At 67.0% G+C, this 24,414-nt stretch carries 30 protein-coding genes and 1 pseudogene; 17 read left to right on the top strand and 14 right to left on the bottom strand.

What is annotated here, in order from left to right; all coding sequences use genetic code 11:
- The first annotated feature begins 11 nt into the window (after window positions 1–11).
- The 6 genes from ACTHQS_RS11895 to ACTHQS_RS11870 are packed head-to-tail and all read left to right on the top strand — an operon-like array spanning window position 12 to window position 6,255.
- Window positions 12–794: a hypothetical protein gene (locus ACTHQS_RS11895; RefSeq protein WP_440169005.1), complete on the top strand. Its 783-nt coding sequence runs from the start codon at window positions 12–14 to the stop codon at window positions 792–794.
- Window positions 795–824: 30 nt separating this feature from the next.
- Window positions 825–2,150: a hypothetical protein gene (locus ACTHQS_RS11890; RefSeq protein ID WP_440169002.1), complete on the top strand. Its 1,326-nt coding sequence runs from the start codon at window positions 825–827 to the stop codon at window positions 2,148–2,150.
- A gap of 2 nt (window positions 2,151–2,152) precedes the next feature.
- Window positions 2,153–3,751, top strand: coding sequence for a hypothetical protein (locus ACTHQS_RS11885; protein WP_440168999.1), 1,599 nt, complete (start codon window positions 2,153–2,155; stop codon window positions 3,749–3,751).
- A gap of 28 nt (window positions 3,752–3,779) precedes the next feature.
- Complete coding sequence (locus tag ACTHQS_RS11880) at window positions 3,780–4,853, top strand: aminotransferase class I/II-fold pyridoxal phosphate-dependent enzyme (RefSeq protein WP_440168997.1); 1,074 nt, start codon at window positions 3,780–3,782, stop codon at window positions 4,851–4,853.
- Window positions 4,853–5,635 (top strand): amidohydrolase family protein, encoded by a 783-nt coding sequence (locus ACTHQS_RS11875; RefSeq protein ID WP_440168994.1) that lies wholly within the window; start codon window positions 4,853–4,855, stop codon window positions 5,633–5,635. The genes ACTHQS_RS11880 and ACTHQS_RS11875 overlap by 1 nt, the downstream gene beginning before the upstream one ends.
- Before the next feature lie 41 nt (window positions 5,636–5,676).
- Window positions 5,677–6,255 (top strand): hypothetical protein, encoded by a 579-nt coding sequence (locus tag ACTHQS_RS11870; RefSeq protein WP_440168992.1) that lies wholly within the window; start codon window positions 5,677–5,679, stop codon window positions 6,253–6,255.
- A gap of 69 nt (window positions 6,256–6,324) precedes the next feature.
- Here ACTHQS_RS11870 and ACTHQS_RS11865 read toward each other — a convergent pair whose 3' ends face one another.
- The 5 genes from ACTHQS_RS11865 to ACTHQS_RS11845 form a co-directional block, all read right to left on the bottom strand.
- The gene (locus tag ACTHQS_RS11865) at window positions 6,325–6,672 is read right to left on the bottom strand and encodes a DUF1036 domain-containing protein (RefSeq protein WP_440168990.1); all 348 of its coding nucleotides are present in this window, start codon (window positions 6,670–6,672) and stop codon (window positions 6,325–6,327) included.
- Window positions 6,672–6,917, bottom strand: a complete 246-nt coding sequence (locus ACTHQS_RS11860) for a hypothetical protein (protein ID WP_440168988.1) — start codon at window positions 6,915–6,917, stop codon at window positions 6,672–6,674. The genes ACTHQS_RS11865 and ACTHQS_RS11860 overlap by 1 nt, the downstream gene beginning before the upstream one ends.
- 82 nt (window positions 6,918–6,999) lie before the next feature.
- A complete protein-coding gene (locus ACTHQS_RS11855) occupies window positions 7,000–8,061 on the bottom strand; it encodes a hypothetical protein (protein WP_440168985.1) in 1,062 nt (353 codons plus the stop codon).
- Between the two features lie 170 nt (window positions 8,062–8,231).
- Window positions 8,232–8,504, bottom strand: a complete 273-nt coding sequence (locus ACTHQS_RS11850; protein ID WP_440168983.1) for a hypothetical protein — start codon at window positions 8,502–8,504, stop codon at window positions 8,232–8,234.
- 66 nt (window positions 8,505–8,570) lie between these two features.
- Complete coding sequence (locus ACTHQS_RS11845) at window positions 8,571–8,813, bottom strand: hypothetical protein (protein WP_440168980.1); 243 nt, start codon at window positions 8,811–8,813, stop codon at window positions 8,571–8,573.
- Between the two features lie 257 nt (window positions 8,814–9,070).
- Here ACTHQS_RS11845 and ACTHQS_RS11840 point away from each other — a divergent pair, with 257 nt between their 5' ends.
- Window positions 9,071–9,367: a carboxypeptidase-like regulatory domain-containing protein gene (locus tag ACTHQS_RS11840; protein ID WP_440168978.1), complete on the top strand. Its 297-nt coding sequence runs from the start codon at window positions 9,071–9,073 to the stop codon at window positions 9,365–9,367.
- Between the two features lie 52 nt (window positions 9,368–9,419).
- On the opposite strand, the gene ACTHQS_RS11835 is transcribed toward ACTHQS_RS11840, so the two are convergent.
- Window positions 9,420–10,832, bottom strand: coding sequence for a sigma-54-dependent transcriptional regulator (locus tag ACTHQS_RS11835; protein ID WP_440168975.1), 1,413 nt, complete (start codon window positions 10,830–10,832; stop codon window positions 9,420–9,422).
- Between the two features lie 185 nt (window positions 10,833–11,017).
- Here ACTHQS_RS11835 and ACTHQS_RS11830 point away from each other — a divergent pair, with 185 nt between their 5' ends.
- A complete protein-coding gene (locus ACTHQS_RS11830; protein ID WP_440168973.1) occupies window positions 11,018–11,230 on the top strand; it encodes a hypothetical protein in 213 nt (70 codons plus the stop codon).
- Here the strand turns inward: ACTHQS_RS11830 and ACTHQS_RS11825 are convergent.
- The 3 genes from ACTHQS_RS11825 to ACTHQS_RS11815 all read right to left on the bottom strand — a co-directional run bounded on the left by ACTHQS_RS11825 (window position 11,162) and on the right by ACTHQS_RS11815 (window position 13,975).
- Window positions 11,162–11,914, bottom strand: a complete 753-nt coding sequence (locus tag ACTHQS_RS11825; protein ID WP_440168971.1) for an AfsR/SARP family transcriptional regulator — start codon at window positions 11,912–11,914, stop codon at window positions 11,162–11,164. The two genes, ACTHQS_RS11830 and ACTHQS_RS11825, sit on opposite strands and share 69 nt — an antisense overlap.
- Window positions 11,915–12,024: 110 nt before the next feature.
- Window positions 12,025–12,780, bottom strand: a complete 756-nt coding sequence (locus tag ACTHQS_RS11820) for a TetR/AcrR family transcriptional regulator C-terminal domain-containing protein (protein WP_440168969.1) — start codon at window positions 12,778–12,780, stop codon at window positions 12,025–12,027.
- A 187-nt stretch (window positions 12,781–12,967) separates the two neighbouring features.
- Window positions 12,968–13,975, bottom strand: a complete 1,008-nt coding sequence (locus ACTHQS_RS11815; protein ID WP_440168967.1) for an MIP/aquaporin family protein — start codon at window positions 13,973–13,975, stop codon at window positions 12,968–12,970.
- A 197-nt stretch (window positions 13,976–14,172) separates the two neighbouring features.
- Here ACTHQS_RS11815 and ACTHQS_RS11810 point away from each other — a divergent pair, with 197 nt between their 5' ends.
- From ACTHQS_RS11810 to ACTHQS_RS11800, 3 genes are all read left to right on the top strand, one after another.
- Window positions 14,173–14,556, top strand: coding sequence for a hypothetical protein (locus tag ACTHQS_RS11810; protein WP_440168965.1), 384 nt, complete (start codon window positions 14,173–14,175; stop codon window positions 14,554–14,556).
- 119 nt (window positions 14,557–14,675) lie between these two features.
- Window positions 14,676–15,038 carry a DUF7793 family protein gene (locus ACTHQS_RS11805; RefSeq protein ID WP_440168962.1) on the top strand — a complete coding sequence of 121 codons (363 nt, stop codon included), beginning with the start codon at window positions 14,676–14,678 and terminating at the stop codon, window positions 15,036–15,038.
- Window positions 15,039–15,160: 122 nt separating this feature from the next.
- Window positions 15,161–15,742 carry a hypothetical protein gene (locus ACTHQS_RS11800; RefSeq protein ID WP_440168960.1) on the top strand — a complete coding sequence of 194 codons (582 nt, stop codon included), beginning with the start codon at window positions 15,161–15,163 and terminating at the stop codon, window positions 15,740–15,742.
- A gap of 25 nt (window positions 15,743–15,767) precedes the next feature.
- Here ACTHQS_RS11800 and ACTHQS_RS11795 read toward each other — a convergent pair.
- Window positions 15,768–16,455: pseudogene (locus ACTHQS_RS11795) on the bottom strand (helix-turn-helix transcriptional regulator).
- 85 nt (window positions 16,456–16,540) lie between these two features.
- Between ACTHQS_RS11795 and ACTHQS_RS11790 the strand changes: the two are divergent.
- The 6 genes from ACTHQS_RS11790 to ACTHQS_RS11765 all read left to right on the top strand — a co-directional run bounded on the left by ACTHQS_RS11790 (window position 16,541) and on the right by ACTHQS_RS11765 (window position 21,704).
- Entirely contained in the window at window positions 16,541–17,422 is an 882-nt protein-coding gene (locus ACTHQS_RS11790; RefSeq protein ID WP_440168958.1) for an aldo/keto reductase, read from the top strand.
- Window positions 17,423–17,435: 13 nt separating this feature from the next.
- On the top strand, window positions 17,436–18,464 hold the full coding sequence (locus ACTHQS_RS11785; protein WP_440168955.1) for an aldo/keto reductase: 1,029 nt from the start codon (window positions 17,436–17,438) through the stop codon (window positions 18,462–18,464).
- A gap of 47 nt (window positions 18,465–18,511) precedes the next feature.
- The gene (locus ACTHQS_RS11780) at window positions 18,512–19,339 is read left to right on the top strand and encodes an oxidoreductase (RefSeq protein ID WP_440168953.1); all 828 of its coding nucleotides are present in this window, start codon (window positions 18,512–18,514) and stop codon (window positions 19,337–19,339) included.
- 109 nt (window positions 19,340–19,448) lie between these two features.
- Window positions 19,449–19,688, top strand: coding sequence for an SHOCT domain-containing protein (locus ACTHQS_RS11775; protein ID WP_440168951.1), 240 nt, complete (start codon window positions 19,449–19,451; stop codon window positions 19,686–19,688).
- Window positions 19,688–21,136: a multicopper oxidase family protein gene (locus ACTHQS_RS11770; RefSeq protein WP_440168948.1), complete on the top strand. Its 1,449-nt coding sequence runs from the start codon at window positions 19,688–19,690 to the stop codon at window positions 21,134–21,136. The genes ACTHQS_RS11775 and ACTHQS_RS11770 overlap by 1 nt, the downstream gene beginning before the upstream one ends.
- A gap of 136 nt (window positions 21,137–21,272) precedes the next feature.
- Window positions 21,273–21,704, top strand: a complete 432-nt coding sequence (locus ACTHQS_RS11765; protein ID WP_440168945.1) for a hypothetical protein — start codon at window positions 21,273–21,275, stop codon at window positions 21,702–21,704.
- A 33-nt stretch (window positions 21,705–21,737) separates the two neighbouring features.
- Here ACTHQS_RS11765 and ACTHQS_RS11760 read toward each other — a convergent pair whose 3' ends face one another.
- The 4 genes from ACTHQS_RS11760 to ACTHQS_RS11745 are packed head-to-tail and all read right to left on the bottom strand — an operon-like array spanning window position 21,738 to window position 24,410.
- The gene (locus tag ACTHQS_RS11760) at window positions 21,738–23,105 is read right to left on the bottom strand and encodes an FAD-dependent oxidoreductase (RefSeq protein ID WP_440168942.1); all 1,368 of its coding nucleotides are present in this window, start codon (window positions 23,103–23,105) and stop codon (window positions 21,738–21,740) included.
- Window positions 23,106–23,117: 12 nt separating this feature from the next.
- Window positions 23,118–23,261: a hypothetical protein gene (locus ACTHQS_RS11755; RefSeq protein ID WP_440168940.1), complete on the bottom strand. Its 144-nt coding sequence runs from the start codon at window positions 23,259–23,261 to the stop codon at window positions 23,118–23,120.
- Window positions 23,262–23,310: 49 nt separating this feature from the next.
- Window positions 23,311–23,721, bottom strand: coding sequence for an arsenate reductase ArsC (locus tag ACTHQS_RS11750; RefSeq protein ID WP_440168937.1), 411 nt, complete (start codon window positions 23,719–23,721; stop codon window positions 23,311–23,313).
- Window positions 23,718–24,410: an aquaporin gene (locus ACTHQS_RS11745; RefSeq protein WP_440169105.1), complete on the bottom strand. Its 693-nt coding sequence runs from the start codon at window positions 24,408–24,410 to the stop codon at window positions 23,718–23,720. The genes ACTHQS_RS11750 and ACTHQS_RS11745 overlap by 4 nt, the downstream gene beginning before the upstream one ends.
- Window positions 24,411–24,414 lie beyond the last annotated feature (4 nt).

The following is a 24,414-nucleotide window of genomic DNA, read 5'->3' as shown; positions in this document are numbered from 1 at the left end:
AGGACATTGCCATGAGCACCAACTACTACGAGACCGAGTCCGCCGCGCCGTGGGCGCAGGAAGAAGAAGACGAAGGCAACTTCAGCGGCTACGAGGGCGGCTCCGACCACGAGGAAAACCTTGAGAACGAGCTGGCCATGGAACTCCTCAGCCTCAGCTCCGAGGAGGAACTGGACCAGTTCCTGGGCAGCCTGGCCCGCAGCGTGGTGAAGAACGCCTCCCGTTTCATCAAGTCGCCTATCGGCAAGGCCCTGGGCGGTGCCCTCAAATCCGTCGCCAAGAGGGCGCTGCCCATCGTGGGAGGTGCCATCGGCTCCTTCGTGGCTCCCGGCGTCGGGACCGCCATTGGAAGCAAGCTTGGCTCCATGGCCGGCGGCCTGCTCGAGGCCGAGGAAGCCGAAAACATGGACGAATCAGAGGCCGAGGAAGAAGCCGCCCGCCGCTACGTCCGGTTCGCCCGGGCCGCCTACCGAAATGCCGCCCGGACCCCCGTCTCCGTCCCGCCCAACGCAGCCGCCCGCGCAGCGGCCACCGCCGCCGCGCGCCGGTACGCCCCGTCGCTGCTCCGCGCCCGCCAGGCCGCCCGGCGGCCGTCCCGCGGCCACCGCGGCGGCGGCACCCGGATCTACAACACCCAGTACTCGGGTGCGGTGTGGGGCGCCCCGGACGAAGGCTGGGACACCCAGCAGGACGGCAACGGCAACGGCAATTCCGGCAACGGCAATTCCGGGAGCGGCGCCGATGAAGGCCGCTGGATCCGCCGCGACGGCCGCGTCATCCTCCTGGGGATATAGCCAGCGGGCGGCTGACGGCAGGCGATCGGGATGGAAACGAACACCATCAGCACCGCGCTCATCGAGAGCGAGGCGGACGGCCTGGTGTCCCGGCTGGACCAGATCAAGCCCTTCGTCATGCAGGAAACCATGGTCCTCGCCGCCGCACTGCCCCGGGACGCCCAGCTGCTGATCGAACGCTTCCTCCACGCCGGCCGCCATGAGCTCCGGATCCAGGTTGCCGAGTTCCTGGCTTGGCTGCACGGGGACGGCAGGACGGCCAGCCCTGCCGAACAGCAGCGCCGGTTCGTCCTGATCCGCCTCCAGTTCAACGTGGTGCTGGCCCAGTTCGACCTGTTCACCGAAGTAGTCACCCAGCGCAGCGAACATTCCACGGGCGTCTGGCTTTCCGGGCTGGACATCCTGGCCCAGGACGCGCTGCGGCTGGAGGGAAGGGACGACGACGGCGACGCCCGGCTGGTGGTCTACCTCGCCAGGGGTGCGGGTGCTGCGATCCGGCGGGCCAAGACCCGCCTGCCCGGCGGCGCACCGAACCCCGTGGGAATCATCCGGCTGCCCCGGGAGCGGATGGTGGGCAGCGGGATCGCGTCCTCCCTGGCCCACGAGGTGGGCCATCAGGGCGCGGCGCAGTTGGACCTGGTGACTTCCCTCCGCGCCGAACTTGACCGCCGTGCCCAGCAGGACCCGGACGGCGGCTGGGATGTGTGGTCCCTGTGGATCAGCGAGATCGTGGCGGACATGTGGTCCGTCGCCACCGTGGGCATCACCTCCACCGTGGGCCTGCTGGCGGTCGTCAGCCTCCCCCGCTACTTCGTCTTCCGGCCCGGCGGCACCGATCCCCACCCGATGCCCTACCTTCGGGTGCTGATCTCAGCGGCGCTGGGGGACGCCCTGTATCCGCATCCCCAGTGGCGCGGGCTGGCATCGGTATGGCGGGCCATGTACCCGTCCTCCGGGCTGCCGGCGGAGCACCTTGCGTGGATTCGCAAGTGCGAGGCCCACATCGGCGATCTGGTTTCCCTGCTCATGAACCACCCGGTACCGGCGGCCGGGGGCCGGAAACTGGGCACCATCTGGCCCACCCGGGAACGCCGGCCCGAACGGCTTCTTCGCCTGCACCAGGCCTGGGGCGACGACTTCGGGGTCATGGCCCGGCAGCGGCCCGCACTGGTGTTCGCCGTCCTGGGCCAGGCCAAAGCCGCCGGCCGCATCACCGCCGAGGACGAAAGCTCACAGCTGTCCTCCCTGCTTACCGCGTGGGCAGTCCGCAGCAGCCTGGACGACATGGGCGGCCACGCACCCCTGGGCCTCAACGCAATGCAACACCTCACCACACCAGCACTAATTAGGAGATAGTCATGGAATTCACTCGACGGCCAATGGACCCCGTCTACGCGGGGCAGGAAGTTGCCCTGCGTTTTCAGCTCAGGCCATCGGAGCAAGGCGGGCAATTCCAATTTCGAATCGTTCCGGCGGGTGGAGGCGCTCCCATCCCGATAGATGGAAGCAGAGGCGGCGTTGTCGCCAGGAGCCTAGCGGCAGGGGAGAGCTTCGAGCGGATGGTCCTGATCCAGGACCCCGGTGAATACACTGTTGAATTCGATAAAGTTCGTGAAGTGGAGGCGGGCAAGAAGGCAGCCCCTGTGACGGAAAACTGGGAAATTCTCGACACCTTCCGGGTCCAGCGCCGCGAGGCTCCGCCAATCGTCCGGGTTGCCCTTGAACCTAATGCGACACCCGGCAGTTCGCACGCGCATCTGTGGAATTTTATCCAAAATGTGTCAAAAAACGTCAAGTTTGAGCGCTTTGTCAAGTTCGCCGAATATGAGGCCCGTAGCCTCACGAGATTCCCGGGCTACGGATCATTGTCATACGAGACACTGCATGGTCTCGCAACAGAATTTGTCACCGAAGCGGCACTGGGCCGCTCATTCGGGCGTCTTGGGACTGCGAAAGACCCGGCTTGGCACGCCGAAGAAGGGCTGACGGCTGCCATACGCGGCTCATACGTCAGCTCGGAACGCGACGACCAGCCAGCACCGTTCCCTCCAGGCTTTCCCGCCAGGAGCCAGTATCCCTTGAGGCTCGTGCCCTTTACGGAGCTGATTTACGTGTATTGGCTGGAGGAAGGCATGCTTTTCCAGTCACTGAACAGGATCCTGGCGCGCTTTCAAAACCGCCGTGTTGCAACGGGCGGGGACCCACTCTACCGCTTGGCGGTTAGCCCGCTCCTACCCCTGCGAGGACTCCTCTGGGGACTTGCTGAAGCGGAAAAAGACCGTTTGTCTCTACGCCGGCGCGCGGCCGAATACGAGTACCAGTACGGTCTGCAGCTGATCGGACGCGCGATTCCGCCCGCCGAACTGCTGGTGGAGCGCAGGACACAGTTCCTCAGGGCTTTCCATAGTCTCCTGCACGATTGCCATTACTTCTATAAGGAGCACAACGACAAAACCGTGGATGCTGACGCCTTTCCACTGCTCAGCAGCTTGCGGGAGCTTCACTTGGTTCTTGCGAACGGCGCTAACAACCAATTCGCCGATATGTCGGTGACAGCCCGCATCGAAACCATGGAAGTGCAGTGGTTGCTGGCCCAGCCGGAAATGCGTGAGTTCCTCGGCGGCCGCACCATGGTTCCGTATGACGAGGACTGGATGGACCGGGTGGACACCATGAAGACCGTCCAAGGCTGGTCCGACGCGAGTATCACGCACTTCTACGACTTGGCTGTTCACGGCGAGCAACTCCTTCTATCCGTGCGCCACGGACGCTGGAATGAATCCGACATGGAAGGCGACGATGCAGAGAACTGGGCACTCAAGTGGAAGCCCTCAGTCCAGCGCTACACCCATGCCTACCGGGCCGTCACCGGCGTAGACCTCAGCGAACGCGTTGACACCACCATGCCGTCCACTTTGCTGCAGCGCCGGTTGGCCCGGAAGCTGGTCCGGTACTAGGAGATGGCCGGGTCATGTAGGTCAGGAGATGTCTAGGTTGCCGGGCGGGGCGGACTTCACCTCCGCACTGTTCCTGGGCCAGCACCACTCCAGCGCCACGCTGGCCCCCTGGGCGGAGTTCACCACCGGAGTGCCCGCCGCGCTCCGGGAGCTGCCCGCCGCCGCGGAGCTGGCATCCCTGGTTGCCGCGCAACAGCAGGCCGACGGCGGTCTGGTGGCCAGGTCGGCGCTGCACGGAATGATGGATGTACTGCAGTCACTCCCCCGCCCCGGGGATGTGCTCCTGGTGGATGAGGGCGCCTACCCGCTGTCCCAGTGGGCGTGCCGGGCCTCGCTCTCCCGGGGCGTGCGGGTGGTGACGTACCCGCACTTCCGGCCACCCGCCGTCGTGCGTCCAAACAGGACGGAGCCTTCCAGGACCTGGGTGTTGACGGACGGCTGGTGCCAGGGGTGCGGCCGGCCCGCGCCCCTGGCTGAGTTGCAGGCCATCGCCGGGCAGAGCGGGGGCCAGGTGATCGTTGATGACTCCCTGGCCTTCGGCGTCCTGGGCCGGACATCCGGTGGCCCGGGCGGCTTCGGGGACGGTACCGGCACGGCACGGTGGCTGGGCTTGTCCCACGACCGGCTGCTGTGGCTTGGTTCGCTGGCCAAGGCCTACGGCACGCCGGTCACGGTGATCACGGGCGACAGCACCACGGTCGGGACGGTGGCCCGCAACGGCGGGAACCGGATGCACAGCAGCCCGCCGTCGGCGGCGGACCTTGCCGCGGGAATCGGGGCCCTCCGCAGCAGCGGCCTCCCCCGGCTGCGGCGGCGGCTGTGGCGGCTGACCCTCTGGCTGCGGACGGCGTTCGCTGATCTGGGCCTTCCGCCGATGGGGCTTCCCTTTCCCATTGTCGGAACCCGGGTCGGCTCCCTGCCCTTGGCCCGCCGCTGGCGCACCGCGCTTGCCACCCAGGGTGTGCAGGTGCTGGTGCAGCTGCCCCGCTGCCGGCCGGGTGCCTTGTTGTCCGCCGTGGTGCGGGCCGACCACACCCAGGCCGACCTGGACCGGCTGGTGCAGGCACTTGCCGCGGTGACGCGGGACAGGCGGGCGGCCTGATGATCGTGGACTCGCACGTCCATCTCGGAACCGCGGGTGTCCCGCTGGGCCCGGCCGGCCCCGCCGCATCCTTTGCGCTGTGGCGGAAGCGGGCTGCCGCCGTCGGAATTTTCCGGGGCGTGCTGATGGCCGCGCCGGTGGGCAGCTACGCGGAAGCCAACCGGGCCGTGGCCCAGCTGGCCGCGAGGGAGCCCGGCGGGTGGCTGTGGTACGTTTTCGTCAATCCCGTGGCCGACCGCGGTCGGGTGGATGCCATGGTGGCGGCCGCCCATGCGCGCGGCGCCTGCGGGATCAAGGTGCACTGGTCCGATGGGCCCGCAACGGATGAGGTGGCGCTCACCGCGGAACGCCACCGGATGCCGGTGCTTTTTGACCCCGGCGGGGATGTGCAGCGGGTGTGCCATCTGGCCGGGCGGCACCCGGCTGTCGCCTGGATTGTGCCGCATTTGTCGTCCTTTAACGACGACTGGCGGGCCCAGAAACGGCTGACCGATGTGCTGGTCCGGGTTCCCAACATCTTCACGGACACCTCAGGGGTGCGGTACTTCGACCTGCTGGAGGAGGCCGTGGCCCGGGCGGGATCGCGCAAGGTGCTGTTCGGCAGCGACGGGCCGTACCTGCACCCCGCGCCCGAGCTCGCCAAGATCTTCGCGTTGGAGCTGCCGACGACTGACAGGGCCCTCGTTTTGGGCGGCAACGTCCTTCGACTGACGGGACCGGCGCGAAGCAGGCGCTGTTGCACCACTACGGGACATGACAGGAGGAAGAAGGCATGGCTGTGAATGTGCCGGCTATGGGTCCGGAGCCGATCAGGGCCCCGGGAATGGCCGAGATAAAACCGGACAACGGGCCGGCGATCAGGGGCGGCCTCAACCAGCTGCGCGCCTACCTCCGGCAGAGCGAGGCGGCCCGCCGGGCGAGGCCTGGCAGCAGGACGGGCCGGCCGGCGTGGATGTCGGGCAAGGAGCCCCGACGGGAATCCGTGTGGTTGATTACCTACCGGCCCTGGCCTCCCGGGCCGGCGCCCAGCCAGGTGCGCATCTTTGCCCACGAAATCGCCGGGGACCGGCTGGTGGCAAAGAGCACCAGGGATGACCGGCTTCCGGCCACGAAGGACCTGGTGAAGTCCCGCCGCGAGCTGCCGCCGGTCCAGCTGGCAAAATTCATTCCGTTTCCGTCGCCGGACAAGCAACCGGACATGTTCGGGCTCGCCGTGGAAGACCTTGTCCGCCAGCAGTTCGGCAGGGTCTATAAGCGCGCCAACTACCGCGGCCGGGTTCCGGGACGGAAGGGGCCGGACGTGCTCTGGCGCGAACTTGGGGACCTGTTCCGGGAACTGGCCGAGGAGACCGGTGACGGGTACTGGCACGAGGTGGCGGACGAGCTGAGCCACGGGCTTTAGCTGGATTTAGGTGCCGGCGGAGTCCGTCCTGAGGCCCTGCCGCTGCCCTTTCGCAGTCTCACAGGGTGGTCAGGTCAAGCGCACGGTGTGATCCAGGATTCCCCACCCGACCTCGAATTTCGCGAGACCAAGTGTCCGGCTGTCCGTACTTCCGGTTTGCCAGCACCAGTCGAACGCCCTTGAGGGTAACTGTGTGAAAAATGGGCCGGACCAGGCCCTGGTGCGGAACTCGTTCTCGGCGAAGACGAAGTACTTCCCGGGCCCGGCCCACCCGGTGAGGACCTTTGCGGTTCCACCGGGCGTGATGCGGTACCAGCCCTTCTTTGACCAGTCCGTGCCGCCCTCGCAACCGGGAGAGTGGTATGCGTAGGCCACGAAGAGGGTGTCCCCGGTGCCGTTGTTGAAGTAGAGGCCCATTAGCGACCGGCCTGTTCGGTGGTGTGCCGGGGCGGGTCGGGTGGCATCCGGAGGTCGTTGCCTTGCCCTGCGGCTCCGGCCGTATCCTCCTCGTACGGATGCTCGCCTGCCCGCAAATCCATTCCACTCGCCGTGCCGGCCACCGGAAACCTGTCGGTGGTCCGTGCTTCAGGCAGGTTTTCGTTGGCCTCGCCAAGGTTTTCCTGCACTTGCTGGGGCGTCCATTCGCTCCGATGTCCACTCACCGTGTCACCTTCCCTTCTCCGATCTTCAGCCCAAGCACTGGAAGCCTTCGCGACAGAACCACAACCCCTCGGGTACGGCCAGTCACACTCTTGAAAACCGAACAATTCGGGGAAGAATGTCGGTGCGGGTCGCGCCGCCTTCGAGGGTGTATCCGGAGGCAACCCATGTTTCGGCGGAGGGGGCGTGCCGGCGGCAGGATAGGTAGTCGCCCCATTTAGGATCATCGGGTGAGTGGCTTCCCAGCTTGCTGTAAGCGGTGCTCCAGGTTCCGTTGGCGTCACGGACTCCGACGATGTGTCCCGGGTTGCGGTCTTCCCCGCCGTAGAACGCCGTGAACCCGAGCACCCCGGCACTGTTGGTGCAAGCCGCCGGATATGCCCAGGACCGGGTGGAACTCCAGATGTCAGGCTGGGCCGTGACCTGCTTGGAGGCCTCTGCGATTTGCACGACCCTGCAGTAGGGGTGCGGACGGTTCGATCCGCTGCCGGAGGTCCACATGAGACTGATGGTGCCGTTGCCTATGCAGGCGCCGGTGATCCGCCGGTCGGTCCGGGCCAGCCAGTTCACATTATTGGGGGCATTGGACGAAATCGCGTCGCTGGATGCGGCGACGTTGATGTCCCACCAGTTGACCGCGTTCTGCCCGTCTGCCCACGAAAACAGGCGTACCTGCTGCGTTGAATTGTGGCTGGCGAAGTACATGGTTCCGCTGGCACCCTGCGTGAGCCGGATGGAACCGTTCTGGGTGGTCGACCAGGAGTTGAAAATCAGCGTGCCACGATTGTCGATGGTGGCCAGTGGAAAGCGCATGACGACGGCCCGCTGCCATTGCCCAGCGCCGACATTGTTGAAGACGTTGAACGTGACGAGCAGGTTGTCTGCGGTCATTGCTGCATCGGGGTAGTCAAACCACAGCTGTGTCCACGAGCCGTCCACCGTTGTCGGCGCAATATCCCACCAGTACCATGCCCCCGGGTTGCCGAAATCGCTGTCGTGGACGGCGGCCAGCCGGAAAACGTTCGCTCCATTGCGGCGGGTGTACTGAAGGATCCAGATCCAGAGTCTGCGCCGGGCGTCGTACAGAACGACCTGATCACAGCAGAAACCCCCTGCGGCCGAGGGCAACGCGGTGAAGGGATCCACGTGCTTCCAGTTCGTGCCGCCGTCGGTACTTTGGCTTGCGTACCAGTTCCCGGTGACGAACATGTGGTTGCCCGCCACCGCGGCTGTCGGTTCGCCCACAGTTGAAGTGTTGTTGCTTGTGGGCCCGTCGCCCAGTGAGATGTTGGACAAGATCGAGACGGGAGACATGGCTACTCCTGGGAACTTTCTGCTGGATCAGTTTCAGGCTCGTCATCGTTGCGCGGCGCCTCGTTTTCGAGCACTTCCTGTTGGTCCTGGTTTGTTGACTCCGGGCCTGCCGCGCGTCGTTCCGTGCGGATCGCCTCCTGCCGCTGGTCCAGGTCGGGCAGGTGTTGTTCCTCCCGGGGACCGCCCTCCTCAGGCTGGAAGGTTGGGCCGGAAAGTTCAACCCGCCTGGACTGCTCTGAGCCTTGTGGAGCGGGGGACTCTGCTGTCTCGCTCATCACGGCTCCCTTCTACTACTAATAGACAACTGATTAAGGTCGACAGGTGTGTAGCTGGACGCAGGACTAAGTCGCCTCCCGAACGACCGAACGCCGCCATTCACGGCCAACCAGCGTCAGCGACAGCAACGTGAGCGCAGCCAAGACGACGACGACAGCCCATTCCATGGTTCCGTTGCCTCCATCCGGTTCCACTCCAAAGACGATTTCAATCCATTCGCGGTTGAAAAGCGTGATGATGAAAAGAACTGCACTGGCTATGGCCCCGGCCGCCTCCCACCAGAAGATTGTCCTCAGCTTCCTTTTCATGCCCTGCCCCTTTCCAAAATGAAGAATGGCGTCGCAGACCATTAAAGATATGCCGGCGTTACTGGCGCGTTACTGGGTCAGAGCAAGCAATGGCGAGCCCAGATTCGGGGTGGCGGGGCAAAGGGGAGGAACTTGTGCCGGGGAACGAGCGTTCTTGCAATATGGGCGTTCTGCTCCGCTTCTTTGAGTCCGTGGTTGTCGCGGTGTGCCTCGCAGGAACATCCGTTTCCTGTGCGACGCCCCCTGCGAGGTCTGGGATGAACGGACACGTCACTGTCGATGCCGGATGCCCGGAAATGATGGCCTCCACGCCCTGTCCCGACATTCCCCTGCCGGCCCGCATCACCGTCAAGGACCGCTCAGGAACAACGGTCCGTGAGGCTACAAGCAACGACCAGGGAGAGTTCAGGCTAGAGCTTCCGGCGGGGACATACGAACTTCAAGCCGCTAACCTGTCCGGGGCTCCGATGCCGTCCGCTCCGCCGCAGGATGTTGTCATCAAGGCAGGGTCCTTCACCGAGGTGAAAGTGGCATTCGATTCAGGCGTCCGCTGACGTGGAAGTTCCCGCAATGCACCAACTGCCCTGCAGTGGCAGACGGGGTGTCTCACCGGGTTTGAGGACCATCGGTGTCCGTCCTGCGGGCCTGCCGCTGCTGGACGGCACGGTCCGTGAGCCCCAGCATGGTGGCGGCCGAATGGACGTTGCCGCCGCTCCGCTCCACCGCCACCGCCACGGCCGCCTCCGCCGCGCGTTCCTTGATCTCCCGCAGCCCAAGGCCCGCGTCCACTGCCCAGGCCACCGCTCTGGCGAGCGGATCGACGGCGAGTGGATCGACGGCAAGTGGATCGACGGCGCCGGCCGGGCCGTCGTCGTACGCGTTCTGGACCTGGCCCGCGGCCTGGCGGCCTGCCTGGGGCCTGTCCTCGCGGGGAAGGTCGCCGGGGGTGATGGCCCCCGGCCCGACGTGGCGCGCGGCGATGCGGAAGGCCAGCTGCCGCAAATCGCGCAGGTTACCGGGGTAGCCGCGCCGGAGCAGGACGTCCTGGACAGCCGGATCCACCTCCGGATCGGTGCGGGCACCGGTGGCCTCCCGGCAAAACCGGGCGAACAGGCACAGGATGTCCTCCAGCCGGTTCCGCAGCGGCGGCATGGTGACCACGGACGCCGCGATCCGGTGATACAGGTCCGTGCGGAAACTGCCGGCGGCGACTTCATGTGCCAGGTCGCGGTTGGTGGCACAGATCAGCCGGAACTTGCTGTGCAGCCACCTGTCGCCGCCCACCCTTTTGTAGGTGCCTTCCTGGACCACGCGGAGCAGTTCAGGCTGGAGTTCCAGGGGCAGCTCGCCCACCTCGTCGAGGAACAGCGAGCCCTGGTCGGCACCGGAGCACGCGCCGGTCCGCACGCTCACCGCGCCCGTGAAGGCACCGCGTTCGTGGCCGAACAACTCGCTGCCCATCAGCGTGGGAACAATGGTGGTGCAGTCCACCACCACCAGGTTGCCGCGCTGGCTGCTGACCGCGTGGGCCACCCGGGCCGCCAGCTCCTTGCCGGTCCCCGTCTCACCCTGGATCAGGATGGGGGCGTTCCCGAACTTCGCGGCCACCACCAAGTCCCGGAGCGCGGACCGCAGCGCCGGGCTTTGCCCCGCCAGCTTGTCCCGGACCGGAACGGAGTCGATGACCGCTTCCACGTCCTCGATCCGCTGCAGCCACGCCGCCACCGGCGCCACCTGGCCGCGCCAGGCCATACATTCGGCCGCACCCGCCTCAAGCACCGGCCACGGTTTCAACCTTCCGTCCGGCGGGCCGAACACCAGCACCCTGCAGCGGCCATACTCCGCCAGGCCCAGGGCCGAGACCAGCTCCTGGGACTGCGTCCCGGCAAAGATGATGCCGGCGGTGGCGGCAGTCTCAGGTGCATCTGCCGGCTGGAGGGGGACGTGCGCGGCACGGAGGGTTTCGATGGCCTCACTGGCCCAGGCCTGCCGGCCACTGAGGTCCATCACCCACGGCATAGAGCCCCTCGCAGTTCCGCTGCCGGCACTTCGCCTGCGCCACGAAGCTGACCATTCCCGGCGTTACAGCCCCGTTACTGCCGCTCAGTCAGCGGATCTTGCGCCAATCTTTCAGGAAAAACCGCGGGTTGCTGATGGTCTTTCGCGCATGATCAGGGTCAACGGAAGAGGAGCCAGAAAACAACATGATCGACCACATTGTCCCCGACGGGCCCGGGGTCCCCGGCAGCGGCGGCACCCTGGTGATCCGCACCTGGAGTGAGCCCGACGGCGAACACGGGTTCCGCGCGCGTGTCACGTACAGCGAGGGGGCCGGGCAGCACGGCAGCCTATCCACGGTGGACCGGGAGGAAGTCCTCCACACTGTGCGCCGCTGGCTGGCGGCCCAGGACGGGTGAAGACCCCACCTGTATGGCGTCGATGAGTTTGTTGAGGGTGTCGGAGGGAAGGACGCCCATGTCCGTGCGCAGGGCGTTTGTGTAGTTGTCGTAGGCGTGCAGTGCGGAGACTGGGTTCCCCATTGTTAACTCCGCGGTAACCAGTGCGCGCACGGCGCTCTCGTAGAGGGGTTCGATTTCCAGGGCCGCACCCGCCGCTTCCGCAGCGCCCTCGCAGTCGCCCGCCGACAGCAGTGAGCCTGCCAGGAGCGTCAGGGCGCGCAGCCGGTCCTGGTGCAGCCGGCTTTGTTCGAACAGCACCCAGTCCTCATACCAGCCGGGCAGCAACTCGGCGTCCCGCAGGTCCAGCAGGGCGTTTTTGGCTTTCCCGTTCCCTGCCGGGCCTTCGTGGAGCAGGGCCCGCACGCGGTAAAGGTCCACCTGCACCGACGGGTCCAGGGCAAGCACGGACCCATCCTTGGCCAGCATCCCGGGAACCTGGCGCGTGACCAGGTGGACGCTGACCCGGAGGCTCTCCAGGGCCCTGGGCTCGGGGCAGTCGGGCCAAAGGAGCCCGGCAACGTAGCTCCGCACCCTGGGGCCGCGGACGGCAAGCGCGGCGATCAGCCGCTGCTGGCGGGCGGCGACGTGGACAATTTCTCCGTCGCGGCGCAGTTGCCAAAACCGGAGCAGGTCCAATTCCACATGTCCACAGCCACCACCGCCCACGGGACACCTCAGCCGGGTTGAAGTACCTGAATTACGTAGAAATGAGGATCCTCAGCTTGAAAATGAATGTCAATGCGAGGAGGCCCCTAATCGGCTTGGGAGGGCGCGCTCTCAAAAGCTCCCGCAGCCTGCACCTCCGTGGCCCTTGGTCGGGGTCCGGAAAGCTGGGCGGCGAGGCCCGTGAGCAGGATGCTCAGCCCCTGGTCGAGCTCGAGGTCACCGTCGTAATCGGCCAGGACGGGCCCCAGTGCGCGGAGGTGCGGGAAGTCCTTTGCCGGCAGCCGGTGCAGGCCGAGGCGGAGGATGGCTTCGTTTTCCTCCGGGTCCACGATGTATTCCTGGAGTTCATTCAGGATGTGGCCGTAGAGGAAACCGTAGTAAGCCCGGTAGACATGAAGCGCGTCAGCAGGGGTGAAACCGGCTTCTATCAGAAGCGCCAGGATCTGCTCAAGGGGCCGCAGGGTGCCCAGGGGGCGCAGGCCCAGCGGTGTGGACAGTGGCCGGGTGACCAGCAGCGGGACAACATTCGGGTGCCGGAGCGCCAGGAGGCGGAGGTCGTGCGCAATCTTGCGCAGCTGCGCCTGCCAGTCCGGGTCATCGGGGAAGATCGCCAGTTCGTTCAGCACAGTTTCAGCGACGCCGTCCAACAGGGCGGCGCGGTTGTCGGCGTAGCGGTAAAGGCTCATCGGATCCCGCCCCAGCTCCTGACCCAGCCGGCGCATGGTGAGTGCCTCCAAACCTTCGGCGTCCACCAGTCCAAGCGCAGCGTTGAGGACAACCTCCCTGCTCAGACGGGTTTTTGGGGAGGATGCGCTGCCGGACTTATGTTCTGGAGAAGCCATGGTGGAACCATTCTGTTGCGTAATGCCAAGCCCAAGGGAACCCCGACTGCATAAGCTTCCTGATTACTTAGTCTACGCGTAAAGTCTACGGCGTAGAGACCGGCATCGTACGTTTCTGCCCGCTCACGAAAGGCGCGGGCCGCCGTCGCACTTTCATGCTGCGGTGCCCGCGCCTGACGCCTGCCGGTTATGCGGCCCTCCGCTTCGGGGCGGCCCGGGTCTCCGGAACTGACGTCTCGGCCTCGGTGGCCGGAGGCGTTTCACCGCCGGCACGGCCCGGAGGCGTGGATTCCTGCAGCCGGGCCCGGGCATTGAGGACGTCCCCGATGAACCAGTCGTAGATCAGCACACCGATCACACCGCCGACCAACGGGCCGACGATGGGCACCCAGAAGTACCAGCTGAAGGCCCCGTCCACGGTTCCAGGCAGCGCCGTTTGGCCCCATCCGGCCAGCCAGGCGAAAAGCCGCGGTCCGAAGTCGCGGGCAGGGTTGATGGCGTAGCCGGCGTTGGCGCCGAGGGAGATGCCGATGGCCGCGACCGCAAGCCCGATCATGAACGGGCCCAGGTTGGCCTGGACGGCTGTGTTCCGCATGTCGATGATGGCCACGACGAAGATGACCAGGAACGCCGTGCCCACAATCTGGTCAATCAGCGGCCCGGTGGGGTTGCCGTTGAAGTAGGGCGCGGGGAACGTGGCGAAAATGGAGTAGCTGGCCAGCCCCTTCGCGTCGCCACGGCCGGTTCCGACGGCTTTGTTGTAGGCGTCAATGGCGTTGAAGTACAGCAGGTACACCATCGCGGCTCCGGCGAAGGCACCCAGCACCTGCGCCACGATGTACGGCCCCACCTTCCGCCAGGGGAACTTCCGGCGGACGGCGAACGCCACTGTCACTGCGGGGTTGATGTGGGCGCCGCTGACGCCGCCGGCCACGTAGACGGCCAACGCCACGGCCAGGGCCCATCCCCAGGCAATGAGCAGCCAGTCACCCGCGGCCATGAAGATGGTGGTAGATGTTGCGGCGCGGCCCGATCCCGGCAACGCGGCAACCGCCATGGCCACCACGCCGTCGCCGAACGAGATCAGCACAAAGGTGCCCAGGAACTCCGCAAGGAGCTCGCCCCAGGTCCCACCCAGTCGTTTGAGTCCGCTGCCATTGCGGACGGCATTCCGTAGCGGACTGATATCACTCATCGCGCGTACCTTCTTTGCGATTTTGGCTGTTGTCCTTGGCTTCATCCGGACTAATTGACAATCCGTGTACTTTTATGCTACGCCGAAAGTGTCCCCAGGCAACAGTGCCGGAAAAGCAATAGTTCCAAAACAGCAACAGCCCCGACAGGGTCCGGACCGCGGCATGGAGACGTGGAGTTCGTTCGAAAGGCAAGATCATGAACGACAACGGCAATATCGAAAACACCCCCAGCCCGGACGAGACGCCCGAGGAGCGCGACCTGCGTGGACGGTACGTCGAAGGCAACTTTGGCAAAGCCGGGGCCCAGCGCGGCCGCCATGCCGAGGACGAAGAGGGCCAGTACATCGAAGGGGACTACGGTCCGGCGGGCAGCGAAGGCGCACTGCCCGAACCCCTGGGCGACAGGACCGTGGGAGCCGGACGCTATGTCAAGGCCGATTACGGTGAGGCCGGTCCGGTATCCGGCCGGACCGCCGCCTCCGAGACCGGCCGGTACCCGGAAGGCGATTACGGAAAGGGCGGCACCGTGGATCCCGCGCGCAAGCCGGGCGGTGAGCCGGGCGCGCGCGCCGAACACTAGCTCCGGCCGAGCGGCCTGCCCACCTGCACAAGGTGGGCAGGCCGCTTTGGCGCGTGCCGCCGTCGTGCGTTTCCGCTCCGTATTGCCGTGGGCGGCGAAGCACCAGCAAAGTAGTAGGCATGGATGTCACCGGAACCATCGAGCTCTCCGGGGAACTTCTGCACCTGAAATGGGGGCACGGGGACGTGGTCACCGAGCGCGACGCGCGGGCGCTGATGAAACGCGCCCGGGTCCTCAGTGCGGGACGGACCCTGCCGCTGCTGGTCGAGATGACGGGCCTGGCGTGGATTGACCAGGGCGCCCTGAAGGCCTTCGCCGGCACCTGGCCGCTGACGCGCGCGGCCGTCGTGGGCACCTCCCCCGTGGACCAGACCATTGCCGACTTCTATATGGGGCGGCACAAGCCGGCGCACCCCACCCGGTTCTTCATATCCATGGACGAGGCAATGGCGTGGCTGGCGGACGATTCGCTTCTGCCGTAAGTGCTCCGCCCTGTCCGCGGGGAGCAACTTTTCCTTGTTGACCGGCACTGACGGGGCTAAGTTGGTGCTAATTCGGGCCCTGCTGGGACGGCCATCGGTTACAGGTCCCACAGAGGCATGTCATGAGCTATGTCCCCGTCAGCAGGCGTACCATCAGGCGGCACCGTGAGTCCGAGCGGTCCACCCGGCGCCTGGTTGTTGCCCTTTCCGCCGCGGCAATCGTGGTGTGGCTGCTGTCGGTAATTCTCTCATCCCTGGTAAATGTGGACGACGGTGTCCATAATGTCGACCTCGCAGTACATGACCTCTTCCTGGTTGTGGCTTTCGGTGCCATCATCCTGGTCGACTGGCACGGTTTGCTGTGGCTGATCGGCCGGCGCGGACTTGGCGAGATCATTCGGCTCGATGGGGCAGCCACACCGCTGATCTGGGGTGGGCTCGCCGGTTTGCTGGCCACAGGCGTGTTCCTGAGCCCGCACCTGGACAACCCGATGACGGAACTCAAACTCGCGGCGGTCCTGGTGCTCAGCCTGAACGGGATCATGCTGATCCCCCTCATGCGGCGCCTCGCCCGGCTTCCCGCCGATGCCGAGTTCACGGACCTGACCCGTGGCCAGCGTATCCACATGGTGGCGTGCATGGTGGTTTCGCAGCTGGCCTGGTGGACGGCGATCATCATCGGATTCATCAACGCCGAGTCCTGACAGGACCGTCCGCTTTCGGATGGGTCTAGCGCTTCTCCTGCAGCGGCACCCCAGGCGCCTGCGCCGCGGCCCGTTGCGTCGCCGCCCAGCTGGCCAGCACCTTCAGCGCATCCTCAGAGGGCGTCCCGGGCTCGGCCGTGTAGATGTTGATCCGCAGGCCCGGGTCCGCGGGAAGCTCCATCGCCTCGTACGTCAGATCCAGGTCCCCCACCACTGGGTGGGTTCAGGAACGTGAACCGCGCACTGTTGGGCGGGGTGACGGCATCCGCCATCATCTCCAGGTACAGGGCCCGGCCCAGCTCATTGGAGGCCAGCACATCGCCGCGGTCGTTGCGGACCCAGGCGGGCGCCGTCGTAATCGCATCGATGACCCGCTGCACGCTGGGACGCACGGTCAACGGGCTCCGCTTCCGCCGGACCCTCGGCGCGGACGTGGCCGCGCGGGCCAGGTCGAAAAGGTGGGCCGTCTCGGCGTCGTCCAGCTGCAGCGCCCGCGCCAAAGCCTCCAGGACGCTGTCCGACGCGCCCGCAAGGTTCCCCCGCTCCAGCCGGATGTAGTAGTCGATGCTCATCCCCGCGAGCATGGCCACCTCCTCCCGCCGGAGCCCTGCCACGCGCCGGTTGCCGCCGTACGCGGGCAGCCCGGCGTCCTCCGGGGTGAGCCGGGCGCGGCGGGAGGTCAGGAATTTCCGCACGTCGTCGCTGTTGGTCATGCCCCCACGCTACGCGGCGCGCGGCCTGCGAAGGAGGGACTGGCAAGCCCTCCCACAAACCCGTGCGCCGAAATAGCGTGGAGGCATGGAACTGAAACTCAACAACGGCGTCACGATGCCCGCGCTCGGCCTGGGCGTTTTCCAAAGTCCCCCGGAAGAGACGACGGCGGCCGTCCAGACAGCGCTCGAGGTGGGCTACCGGCACGTCGACACCGCCGCCGCGTACGGCAACGAGCGCGAGGTGGGCGAAGGGATCCGCCGGTCCGGGCTGGACCGCTCCGAGGTGTTTATCGAGACGAAAGTGTGGGTCAGCGACTACGGCTTCGACGAGGCGCTGCACGCGTGGGACAAGGCGGTGGGCAAGCTGGGCGTGGAGCAGCTGGACCTGCTCATCCTGCACCAGCCCGCCCCGGACCGGTTCGACAAGACCGTCGCCGCATACAAGGCCCTGGAAACGCTGCTCAAGGACGGGAGGGTGCGGGCCATCGGCGTCAGCAACTTCATGCCGCACCACCTGCGGCAGCTGCTCGAGGCAACGAACGTGGTCCCGGCCGTCAACCAGATCGAGCTGCATCCGTACTTCCAGCAGCCGGCCGTCCAGGCGGCGGACGCGGAGCACGGCATCCTCACCCAGGCGTGGTCACCCATCGGCGGCATCACCTTCTACCCCGGCTGGGGCGAGAACCGGAAGAACGTCATGCGCGACCCGGCGATTGCCGCCGTCGCGCACGCCCATGGCAGGACCCCGGCCCAGGTGATGCTGCGCTGGCACCTGCAGCAGGGCCGCTCCGCCATCCCCAAATCAACCAATCCGGCGCGCATCGCAGAGAACTTCGAGGTCTTCGACTTCGAACTGTCGGCGGACGAGCTCAAGACCATCGGTGCCCTGGACTCCGGCGTCCGCAGCGGCCCCGACCCGGATGTGGCCCGCCCGGAGCGGTTCGCCATGGTCATCCCGGAAGCCTAAAGGAGAAACACATATGGAATACCGCCCGCTTGGCCGCACCGGCGTGCAGGTCAGCCCCCTCTGCCTCGGCGCGATGATGTTCGGCCCCTGGGGCAACGACGACCGCGCCGACGCCACCCGCATCATCCACCGCGCCCTGGACGCCGGCATCAACTTCATCGACACCGCGGACGTCTACTCCGGCGGCGCCTCGGAGGAGATCGTCGGTGAGGCTCTCGCCGGAAGACGCGACGACGTCTTCCTGGCCACCAAGTTCTTCATGCCCATGGACGAAAAGGACCCCAACCGGCGCGGCGGCTCCCGGCGCTGGATCATCCGGGCGGTGGAGGACTCGCTGCGCCGGCTGAACACGGACTACATAGACCTCTACCAGGTGCACCGGCCCAGCCCGGACACCGACGTGGAGGAGACCCTCGGCGCGCTCACCGACCTGGTCCGCCAGGGCAAGATCCGGTACATCGGATCCTCGTCCTACTCCGGCTCCCAGATTGTGGAGGCGCAGTGGGCGTCCCGCGAGCGCAACCTGGAGCGGTTCGTCACCGAGCAGCCGCCCTACTCCATCTTGACCCGCGGCGTCGAGGAGGACGTCCTCCCCACCGTGCAGCGCCACGGGATGGGCACGCTCACCTACAGCCCGCTGGCCGGCGGCTGGCTCTCCGGCCGCTGGCGGAAGGACTCCGCGTCCCGGCCCACCTCGAGTGCCCGCCCCAGCGCCCGGTTCGACATGACGCAGCCAGCCAACCAGCGCAAGCTGGACATCGTGGAGGAGCTCGCGCAGGTGGCTGAATGGGCCGGGGTCACGCTCATCGAGATGGCCATCGCGTTCGTGATCAACCACCCGGGCGTCACCTCCGCGATCGTGGGCCCGCGCACCATGGAGCAGCTGGAGTCCTACCTCCCGGCCGCGGACACCGTCCTGGCCCCCGAGGTACTGGACCGCATCGACCAGCTGGTTGCCCCCGGCGTCACCGTCAACCCGGACGACAACAGCTACGGCGCGAATGAACTGACAGCACACGCACGACGGCGGCAGCGGGCTTAGGCGCCTGCCCGCCCCTTATTTCCCACTCCCCTATGAAAGGAAAACCCATGGCAACGTGGCTCATCACAGGCTGCTCCACCGGACTTGGCCGGGCACTCGCGGAAACCGTGCTCGCGTCCGGGCACAACGCCGTCGTCACCGCCCGGAACATCGAAGCGGTCCAGGACATCACCGCCGGCTTCCCGGACACGGCGCTCCCCCTGGCCCTGGACGTCACCGACAAGGCGCAGATCGCCGCGGCGGTGAAGGCCGCCGAGGAGAAGTTCGGCAACATCGAGGTGCTGGTGAACAACGCCGGCTACGGCTACCGCGCCGCCGTGGAGGAAGCGGACGACGCCGACATCCGCCGCCTGTTCGACACCAACTTCTTCGGCGCCGTGGACATGATCAAGGCAGTGGTGCCGGGCATGCGCGCCAACAAGTCCGGGTCCATCCTGAACATCTCGTCGATCGGTGCGCGGATCACGCCGGCCGGCTCGGGCTACTACGCGGCCACCAAGGCAGCGCTGGAGGGCATGTCCGGATCGCTCCGCAACGAGCTCAAGCCACTGGGCATCAACGTCACCGCGATCGAACCCGGGGGCTTCCGCACCGACTTCGCCGGCCGCTCGCTCACGCAGTCCGCGACGGCGATCGGGGACTACGCGGACACGGCCGGCAAGCGCCGCAAGGAAGTCGACACCGCCCACGGCAACCAGCCCGGCGACCCGGACAAGGCAGCCAAGGCGATCCTCGCCGTCGTCGATTCCCCCAACCCGCCGGGCCTTCTGGTCCTGGGCACGGACGCGTTCGGCGCGTTCGGCAAGGTGGCGGATGCGCAGCGCGCTGAGCTGGACCAGTGGCAGGAGCTGAGCACCAGCACCGACATCGACTGAGGCGCAGGGTCCACCGCGCATTCCCGGATCGGTGGGGGACCTCGGACTCTAGCTCCCGCTTCCACGGCTAACGAGAATCGGAGCATTCCTACGAGAGAGGGCTCCGGCGATGATGTGGGGATACGGGCAAGGGTCCACGTGGATCTGGGGGATTCTCCTGCTGCTCGGAATCGCCTTGCTGGTGGTGTTGGCAGTGCGGGCCTTCGGCGGCGGCATCGGCGGCCGCCGGGGCCAGGACGGGCCGCGTGCTTCCGCCGCGCGGCGAATCCTCGATGAACGCTTCGCGCGGGGCGAACTCACCGCCGACCAGTACCGGGAACAGCTCAGGGTCCTGGGCGAGGGACGGTAGTGCGCCCCATCAGCCGCCGGCAGGCGCTGCTCCTGGGCGGCCTGGGGGCGGCGGGAACGGTGGCAGGCGGGGCAGGACTGATCTGGTCGCTGTCCTCCCCCGCCGCCCGGCCCTCTGGCGGCAGCCTGGTCCAGCCGGAGGAACTCAGGAGCGCGGCAGGTCAACTGCAGGTCCGGCTCGAAGCCGCGCCCGCCCAGGTCCAGCTGGGTGGGCGGCAAGCCATGGCGCTCGGCTACAACGGCAGCGTTCCCGGGCCCACGCTGCGGATCCGCCCCGGCGACACCCTGAAGATCAGTCTGGTCAATAGCCTCTCCCAGCCCACCAACCTGCACGTTCACGGCCTCCACGTGTCCCCCGAGAACAACGGGGACAACGTCTTCATCGCCGTCGGTCCGGGCTCTTCCTTTGACTACGAGTACCACCTTCCCGGGAACCATCCGCCCGGACTGTACTGGTACCACCCGCACCATCACGGGATGGTGGCCGACCAGGTCTTCGCCGGGCTCTTTGGAGCGATCATCGTGGAGGACCCGGAGCCCATCGAGGCCAGCGCGGAACGCGTCTTGGTGGTTTCGGACACCACAGTGGACCCGGCAGGAAATATCAGCGCTGTCTCGGCTATGGACCGGATGGCAGGCAGGGAAGGTGACCTGCTCCTGGTCAACGGCCAAACCAACCCTGAGTTCAGCGCGGCTCCGGGACAGCGGGAACGGTGGCGGATCGTCAACGCCTGCGTGGCCCGGTACCTGCGGCTCAGGCTGGACGGTCAAAAAATGCAGTTGCTGGGGGCGGATTCCGGCCGGTTCGAGAAGCCGCTGGACGTTGACGAGCTGCTGCTCACCCCCGGAAACCGGGCGGACCTCCTGGTCACAGCGGCTGCCGGCGACTCAGTCCTGCAGGCATCCAGGTACAACCGTGGAAGCATGGCCGGGATGACGGGGTCCGGGGCGGGCCAGGGGACGGAAGAAACCACGCTGGCCACATTCCGGGTAAGCGGTGAATCCACTGCTTCCCCGCTGGCCATCCCGGCCCAGCCTGCCCCCGCAGACCTCAGGCAATCCGCGGTGGCGGCCCACCGGCAGATCATCCTCACTGCCGGCATGGGCATGGGCGCCGGCGGAATGATGCCTTTCACCATCAACGGCAAGCAGTTCGACGAAGCCCGGACAGATACGACGGCGGCAGCAGGCACCGTGGAGGAGTGGAGCCTGGTCAACACAAGCCCCATGGACCACCCCTTCCACCTGCATGTCTGGCCGATGCAGGTGCTGGGAGACAACGCCCAGGCGGGCTCCTCCCCCGACTGGCGGGATGTGGTGAACGTCCCTGCGAACGGACAGGTCAAGGTCCGGATCGCTTTTGCGGACTTCCGCGGCCGGTCCGCGTACCACTGCCACATCCTGGACCACGAGGACCTTGGCATGATGGGCGCCATCGAGGTGCGGTGAGCAGCGGCACCGCACAACGTGGCCGGCCGGCCCGGGACAAGGGGCCCAAAATCGAGTACTGCCTACTCATGACAGGGCGCGGGCCGGGTGCGAGAGTGGATTCCTATCGTTCCATCACGTCATAAGAGGAACCGGAATGGCAGCAAAACGGCGTCGGTCAGGTACCAAGGGCGGCGGCGCAGTGGGGTGCGCCCCCTTCCTTGTCCTCATCGTCGTAGCCCTCATCATTCAATACTGGTGGGTCCTCCTGATTGCCGCGGGCGTGGTTGCGCTGACTGTGGCACTCGTCCGCTCAGCGAAGGCCCCGGCACGACCGGCCCGGGTTCCACCGCCCAGGCCGCAACCCGTGGCTGCCCCGCCCCGCGTGGTCCCCAGCGGCGAAGAACTTACGGCCCAAATGCGGGCCCACAAACGGATAAGCCGCGTACAGGACATGCAGGAGTGGGACTACGAGTGGATCCGGCTGGCCAACCCGGGGAAGAGCCTCCGCGACGTCAATGACATCGCGAATGCCCATTTCGCCCGGGGCCGTTCCATCGGTATCGACGGAGACCGGTCCGCTCCCTAAGCCTGGCTTGGATCGCTGGCAGACGTCGCGCGCCTAGCCGGAAATGCTTTCGCCTACCCGGCCGTGCTGCAGTCCGGTGGGAAACCCGATCGTCACCGGCACCGGCGCCGGGGCTCCGCAGCAGGCGTCCGCGGCAGCATCCCCGGCATCGTCCGGGATGGTGGTGGAGCAGACGCCGGTCTCCGGGAGTTCAAGTTCGACGGCGTCCGCGGCTTCGGTGTCTCCGGCCAGGGCTGCGGCGATGGAGCGGACCTGTTCGTACCCGGTGGCCATGAGGAAGGTGGGCGCGCGGCCGTAGGATTTCATGCCGGCCAGGTAGAAGTCCTTCTCCGGCTGGGCCAGGATCGAGGCGCCGTGGGCAGGAACGGTACCGCAGCTGTGGAAGTCCGGGTCGATCAGCGGGCCCAGGGCCTTGGGCGCGTCCACCGCAGGATCCAGGTCCAGCCGCAGTTCGGACAGCATGGCCAGGTCCGGGCGGAACCCGGTGGCGGGGATCACCCGGTCCACCGACACGCTGCGGCCGTCCGCGGCATGCACGGTCACGGCCTCCCCATGAACGTCGATGGAAGCAGTGTGGAAGTTCGTCAGGAGCTGGACGGCCCCGGTGTCCACGGCGGTGCGGAGCCGGGCCCCGAGCTGGCCGCGGGCCGGCAGCTGGTCGGCGTCACCGCCGCCGTAGGCCCGGGCCGGAGTGGCAGCGCGGATGGCCCAGACGACCTCGGTGCCCGGGTTGGCGCGGGCCACGCGGGCCAGGTCGAGGACCATGTTGGCGGCAGAGTGGCCCGAGCCGATCACCAGGGTGCGGCGTCCGGCGAAACCACCAGCGGAAACGTCCGGCAGAGGACCGGTTACCAGCCCGGCAGCACGTGCTTCGGCCTCACCCGGAACCGCCAGCCCGGACGATCCCAGCGGCGCCGGGCTGCTCCAGGTACCGGACGTATCGATGACGGCGCGGGCCAGCACCTCGGTGACCTTGCCGCCGTCGTGCTCTATCCGCAGGAGGAACGGGGCACTGTCCCGGCCCTGGCTGCGGCCCTTGTCCATGCCCTGCCGGGTGACGGCGACAACGCGGGACCCAGTCCTGATCCGGTCCCTGAGTTCAGGCGTGGCGGCGAGCGGTTCGAGGTACTCGGAGACGATCTGCGACCCGTACGGCAGCGCCGTGGGGCCGGGGGCTTCCCAGCCGTTGCGCTCCAGCAAACGCACCGAGGCGGCGTCGAGGTTGTACTTCCAGGTGGAGAACACCCGGACGTGCCCCCATTGCCGGATGGCGGCCCCGACGGTGGGCCCGGCTTCGATGACGAGCGGTTCCAGCCCGCGTTCCAGCAGGTGCGCGGCCGCGGCCAGGCCGACGGGTCCGGCCCCGATTACGGCCACGGGGAGGGAGTCCTGTGATGTCATGCTGTCCTTATTTCAGTCGTTGGTGTTCCTGGCGGTGCCGGACCGGGTGGCGCCTGCCCGCTGATGATGGGTGCGGGCAGGCCGGTGGGTGATGGGCAGGGGCTTAGCAGCAGCCTTCGTCGCAGCAGCCCTGCTCCTCGTCACAGCAGCTGTCATCGCAGCAACCTGTGCTCATGTGTCCCACCCCCTTCCGTAACGGATGTGGTTATGCCGAAGCCGGGATCAGGGAGGCGATGAGGGCTTCGACGCGGGTCTTGATCTGGTCGCGGATGGGCCGGACCGAGTCCACGCCCTTGCCGGCGGGGTCCTCCAGCACCCAGTCCTCGTAGCGCTTGCCGGGGAAGTAGGGGCATTCGTCGCCGCAGCCCATGGTGATCACCACGTCGGAGTCCTGCACGGCCTCGGTGGTGAGGATCTTGGGGATCTCGGCGGACATGTCGATGCCCACCTCAGCCATGGCCTCGACGGCGGCAGGGTTGACCTTGTCGGCCGGCTGCGATCCGGCGGAGCGGACCTCGATGGCGCCCTGCGAAAGCGTGGTGAGGAACGCGGCGGCCATCTGGGAGCGGCCGGCGTTGTGGACGCAGACGAACAGGACGGAGGGCTTGTGGCTCATGAGAGCACCTTTCGGTCGGCCGTGACGACGGCGGAGGTTGCGAGGGGTGGGTAAAGGAAGCGGACCAGGGCGTACCCGGCGGCGCCGCCGAGGAGTTGGGCGAGGATGAAGGCAGGGGCCGACGACGGCGCGATGCCGGCAAAGGTGTCCGTGACAGTCCGGGCGATGGTCACCGCTGGGTTAGCGAAGCTGGTGGAACTGGTGAACCAGTACGCGGCGGTGATGTACCCGCCGACGGCGAAGGCCACCCGGTCCGCGCGGCCCGAACGGACGGTGCCGAAGATGACCACCAGCAGCCCGACGGTGGCGATGACTTCGGCCAGCCAGAGTGCGGGACCGGTGCGTTGGTGGGTGGAGAACGTGACGGCGTCCAGCCCGAACATGAGGTGCGCCGCGACGGTGCCGGCCAGGCCACCCAGGACCTGCGCACCGATCAGGCCGGCCGCGGTCCGGGTATCAATCATGCCCAGGGCCCGTTCCACAAGGGTCACCACGGGATTGAACGACGCCGACACGGGCTGCAGTGCCACGATCAGCGCCACCAGGGCGGCACCCGTGGCGAGGCTGTTCTGCAGAAGCTGCAGCCCGGCGTCGTCCGGTGAAAGCCGCGAGGCCATGACGCCCGAGCCCACCACGGCCATGACCAGGAACGCGGTCCCCACGAATTCTGCGGCAGCCCGCCGGCCCATAACG

This window comes from Arthrobacter sp. SAFR-044 (genome assembly GCF_051965175.1).
Classification (GTDB): domain Bacteria; phylum Actinomycetota; class Actinomycetes; order Actinomycetales; family Micrococcaceae; genus Arthrobacter.
Note: the sequence above shows the minus strand (reverse complement) of the source record. Positions and strands in the feature narration are given on the sequence as shown.

What these genes read in the sequence shown, in the direction of transcription:
- ACTHQS_RS11895 (WP_440169005.1), top strand. Translation starts at nt 12, where the DNA reads ATGAGCACCAACTACTACGAGACCGAGTCCGCCGCGCCGTGGGCGCAG.
- ACTHQS_RS11890 (WP_440169002.1), top strand. Translation starts at nt 825, where the DNA reads ATGGAAACGAACACCATCAGCACCGCGCTCATCGAGAGCGAGGCGGAC.
- ACTHQS_RS11885 (WP_440168999.1), top strand. Translation starts at nt 2,153, where the DNA reads ATGGAATTCACTCGACGGCCAATGGACCCCGTCTACGCGGGGCAGGAA.
- ACTHQS_RS11880 (WP_440168997.1), top strand. Translation starts at nt 3,780, where the DNA reads ATGTCTAGGTTGCCGGGCGGGGCGGACTTCACCTCCGCACTGTTCCTG.
- ACTHQS_RS11875 (WP_440168994.1), top strand. Translation starts at nt 4,853, where the DNA reads ATGATCGTGGACTCGCACGTCCATCTCGGAACCGCGGGTGTCCCGCTG.
- ACTHQS_RS11870 (WP_440168992.1), top strand. Translation starts at nt 5,677, where the DNA reads ATGGCCGAGATAAAACCGGACAACGGGCCGGCGATCAGGGGCGGCCTC.
- ACTHQS_RS11865 (WP_440168990.1), bottom strand. Translation starts at nt 6,672, where the DNA reads ATGGGCCTCTACTTCAACAACGGCACCGGGGACACCCTCTTCGTGGCC.
- ACTHQS_RS11850 (WP_440168983.1), bottom strand. Translation starts at nt 8,504, where the DNA reads ATGAGCGAGACAGCAGAGTCCCCCGCTCCACAAGGCTCAGAGCAGTCC.
- ACTHQS_RS11845 (WP_440168980.1), bottom strand. Translation starts at nt 8,813, where the DNA reads ATGAAAAGGAAGCTGAGGACAATCTTCTGGTGGGAGGCGGCCGGGGCC.
- ACTHQS_RS11840 (WP_440168978.1), top strand. Translation starts at nt 9,071, where the DNA reads ATGAACGGACACGTCACTGTCGATGCCGGATGCCCGGAAATGATGGCC.
- ACTHQS_RS11835 (WP_440168975.1), bottom strand. Translation starts at nt 10,832, where the DNA reads ATGCCGTGGGTGATGGACCTCAGTGGCCGGCAGGCCTGGGCCAGTGAG.
- ACTHQS_RS11830 (WP_440168973.1), top strand. Translation starts at nt 11,018, where the DNA reads ATGATCGACCACATTGTCCCCGACGGGCCCGGGGTCCCCGGCAGCGGC.
- ACTHQS_RS11820 (WP_440168969.1), bottom strand. Translation starts at nt 12,780, where the DNA reads ATGGCTTCTCCAGAACATAAGTCCGGCAGCGCATCCTCCCCAAAAACC.
- ACTHQS_RS11815 (WP_440168967.1), bottom strand. Translation starts at nt 13,975, where the DNA reads ATGAGTGATATCAGTCCGCTACGGAATGCCGTCCGCAATGGCAGCGGA.
- ACTHQS_RS11810 (WP_440168965.1), top strand. Translation starts at nt 14,173, where the DNA reads ATGAACGACAACGGCAATATCGAAAACACCCCCAGCCCGGACGAGACG.
- ACTHQS_RS11805 (WP_440168962.1), top strand. Translation starts at nt 14,676, where the DNA reads ATGGATGTCACCGGAACCATCGAGCTCTCCGGGGAACTTCTGCACCTG.
- ACTHQS_RS11800 (WP_440168960.1), top strand. Translation starts at nt 15,161, where the DNA reads ATGAGCTATGTCCCCGTCAGCAGGCGTACCATCAGGCGGCACCGTGAG.
- ACTHQS_RS11790 (WP_440168958.1), top strand. Translation starts at nt 16,541, where the DNA reads ATGGAACTGAAACTCAACAACGGCGTCACGATGCCCGCGCTCGGCCTG.
- ACTHQS_RS11785 (WP_440168955.1), top strand. Translation starts at nt 17,436, where the DNA reads ATGGAATACCGCCCGCTTGGCCGCACCGGCGTGCAGGTCAGCCCCCTC.
- ACTHQS_RS11780 (WP_440168953.1), top strand. Translation starts at nt 18,512, where the DNA reads ATGGCAACGTGGCTCATCACAGGCTGCTCCACCGGACTTGGCCGGGCA.
- ACTHQS_RS11775 (WP_440168951.1), top strand. Translation starts at nt 19,449, where the DNA reads ATGATGTGGGGATACGGGCAAGGGTCCACGTGGATCTGGGGGATTCTC.
- ACTHQS_RS11765 (WP_440168945.1), top strand. Translation starts at nt 21,273, where the DNA reads ATGGCAGCAAAACGGCGTCGGTCAGGTACCAAGGGCGGCGGCGCAGTG.
- ACTHQS_RS11760 (WP_440168942.1), bottom strand. Translation starts at nt 23,105, where the DNA reads ATGACATCACAGGACTCCCTCCCCGTGGCCGTAATCGGGGCCGGACCC.
- ACTHQS_RS11755 (WP_440168940.1), bottom strand. Translation starts at nt 23,261, where the DNA reads ATGACAGCTGCTGTGACGAGGAGCAGGGCTGCTGCGACGAAGGCTGCT.
- ACTHQS_RS11750 (WP_440168937.1), bottom strand. Translation starts at nt 23,721, where the DNA reads ATGAGCCACAAGCCCTCCGTCCTGTTCGTCTGCGTCCACAACGCCGGC.
- ACTHQS_RS11745 (WP_440169105.1), bottom strand. Translation starts at nt 24,410, where the DNA reads ATGGGCCGGCGGGCTGCCGCAGAATTCGTGGGGACCGCGTTCCTGGTC.